Source organism: Psychrobacter sp. AOP5-GZ1-6 (assembly GCF_052376345.1).
Lineage (GTDB): Bacteria > Pseudomonadota > Gammaproteobacteria > Pseudomonadales > Moraxellaceae > Psychrobacter.
On sequence record NZ_JBQSVP010000220.1, the window covers coordinates 1 to 2,331 of the forward strand.

Consider the following 2,331-nt stretch of genomic DNA (forward strand, 5'->3'; position numbering starts at 1 on the left):
TAAGATTTAAACTTATTTTATGAGGTGAATCAATGTATAAGTTGACCGTTTTTATTCCTGATGAAGCGTTAGATGAAGTAAAGTCTGCTCTGTTTGCGGCTGGTGCTGGGAAAATTGGCGCCTATGAGCAGTGCTGTTGGCAAGTAAAGGGAACAGGCCAGTTCAAGCCATTGGCAGGTAGTAACCCGCATATCGGTACGCACGGTAGACTCGAAGCAGTTGAGGAGTGGCGAGTGGAGATGGTGGTTGATGAGTCATATATCGAGGCTGTGATTACAGCACTCAAAAGCAGTCACCCGTACGAAACGCCTGCTTACGATGTCATTAAGGTATTAGCGTTTTAAAATTAAAGCGCCAATATCATCAGACACAATAAACCATCAAGCTGAAATGGTTCTTATTTGGCATTGAGGTTGGGTTTAATGATAGCAAGGTATGATTAATTTTTTTACCTGCGATTTTTTTCGTTATATCTTTTGTCATCATCTCTATCCCTTCTATCGTCTCTTTTATCATTGCTATTTTTGTTTTTGTCGTGCTTTCTGTCCTTATATTTACTCTTATTCCTATGTTCTTTTTTGCCTACATCTTTATTGCGATGGTCGTTGTAAACTTTACGATGTAAATCTTGAGGCAGCTGATGACTATGGTTAATCGCATGACTGTTACGATAAATAGGGCGATTATCGTGAGGTGGCGCTACAGTGGCACATCCTACTAGCGTTCCTAGTAGAGCGATAGACAGCCCAGAGGTTGAAAGTGTTTTTATAATTGAGCCTTGTGGGGTTTTCATAATACAAATCCTTGTTGTCTGCCTAGCAAAATGAACGTACGTTTTTAACTTAAAAAATAGGATTACAGCCGTACTATAGTCAGTCCTAAATGAAAGAGATATAACTGTGCGATTTTGGTCTACACTTTCCTTGCTTGTTGTATGACGTAGGACAGAGGCTACGTAAAATGCACCTAGTATCGCTATATTTATTTTATAGCGGAACAACGATCAGCCTAAAATTGGTTACACCCATTATGTAGTGGTTTGATTTTAGTGCAGCGCAAAATTTTAGTACGATATAAGTTAATGAAATATATCATTAATCATAGAGTATAAAACTTGAGGTTAGGTGTCACTTGCGTTAAGACGTTGTAAGTGACATGTGTATAATCGGGCAGCATTATCAAGATAACTAACAAACAATAATAAATAATGAGAAAGACATGCCATTCGAACTGATTTTGTTTTCAGGATTTGCAGGTGCAACTGTGTTTATAGGGGGCGTACTGGCGAACATATTTGATCATCACATCAAAGACAGCCCTTTTAAGTCGCAATTGGTTCATACACTCATGTCATTCGGCGCTGGCATAATACTGTCAGCATTAGCCTTAGTGCTAATACCCAAGGGTATGGAAGTGCTGAGCGTTTGGGGCGTGATGGCATCGTTCTCACTAGGTGCTGTGCTGTTTATGTTCATTGATCGTAGACTGGCAAAGTCAGGAAGTCAGCAAGCGACGTTGCTAGCGATGATGATGGACTTTGTACCTGAATCTATTGCTCTTGGAGCTGTTTTTGCCATCGAACCACAAATGGCGATATTATTAACAGTATTTATTGGTTTGCAGAATTTACCTGAAGCTTTTAACTCTTTTCGCGATTTGGTACAGAGTGGTTTCAGTGTCAAAAAAACCTTGGCTATTTTCTTTATATTAAGTTTCTTTGGTATTATTTCCGCGCTGATTGGGCATTTTTTATTGAGTCAGCATCCTAGTATGACAGCATACCTCATGACTTTTGCCAGTGGTGGGATACTTTATCTGTTGATTCAGGATATTATTCCTGAGAGTAAGCTAAATAGTAATTATATGACTTCATTAGGCGCAACCTTTGGGTTTTTGATTGGTGTTGTCGGTGAAATGCTTATCTAAAAACAATGTAAACTGGCTCGTTATAAAGCATTTGTAAGCATATGCTTACACGCAATGACGCTTATGCGACTTAACAGGGGATTAAGATTTAGGCATTATAGTTACACGGCATTAGGAAATGTGACTCAAGGATTGAGTTGACCGCATTAAGGATAATGATTCACTTACTACTATCAGGATGAGAATAGTAAGTGGAGTAAGGACACATAACCGTTGCTGATAGTAGTTAATCCTACTATAGATAGTAAAAGGGCAGGATGCCTAATATCACAACATGCTGAATATTATGCAAGGATGCATAGGAAACAGCTGTGATAAGTAACATGGATAGTTAACAATAAAACCGCATAACAATTTATTGCTATGCGGTTTTATCGTGTCTGGACGATGCTCACCAGTATGCAG

The 2,331-nt window shown here is 38.9% G+C and carries 3 protein-coding genes; 2 read left to right on the plus strand and 1 reads right to left on the minus strand.

Annotated features, from left to right (window positions below; genetic code table 11):
* Window positions 1-32: 32 nt before the first annotated feature.
* Window positions 33-344, plus strand: coding sequence for an NGG1p interacting factor NIF3 (locus ACT3RN_RS15190; RefSeq protein ID WP_192520043.1), 312 nt, complete (start codon window positions 33-35; stop codon window positions 342-344).
* Window positions 345-448: 104 nt separating this feature from the next.
* Here ACT3RN_RS15190 and ACT3RN_RS15195 read toward each other — a convergent pair whose 3' ends face one another.
* On the minus strand, window positions 449-793 hold the full coding sequence (locus ACT3RN_RS15195; protein ID WP_192520699.1) for a hypothetical protein: 345 nt from the start codon (window positions 791-793) through the stop codon (window positions 449-451).
* Window positions 794-1,218: 425 nt separating this feature from the next.
* Between ACT3RN_RS15195 and ACT3RN_RS15200 the strand changes: the two genes are divergently transcribed.
* Window positions 1,219-1,926, plus strand: a complete 708-nt coding sequence (locus ACT3RN_RS15200; RefSeq protein ID WP_192520700.1) for a ZIP family metal transporter — start codon at window positions 1,219-1,221, stop codon at window positions 1,924-1,926.
* Window positions 1,927-2,331 lie beyond the last annotated feature (405 nt).

Coding starts and splice junctions, on each gene's coding strand:
- ACT3RN_RS15190 (WP_192520043.1), top strand. CDS start 33: ATGTATAAGTTGACCGTTTTTATTCCTGATGAAGCGTTAGATGAAGTA.
- ACT3RN_RS15195 (WP_192520699.1), bottom strand. CDS start 793: ATGAAAACCCCACAAGGCTCAATTATAAAAACACTTTCAACCTCTGGG.
- ACT3RN_RS15200 (WP_192520700.1), top strand. CDS start 1,219: ATGCCATTCGAACTGATTTTGTTTTCAGGATTTGCAGGTGCAACTGTG.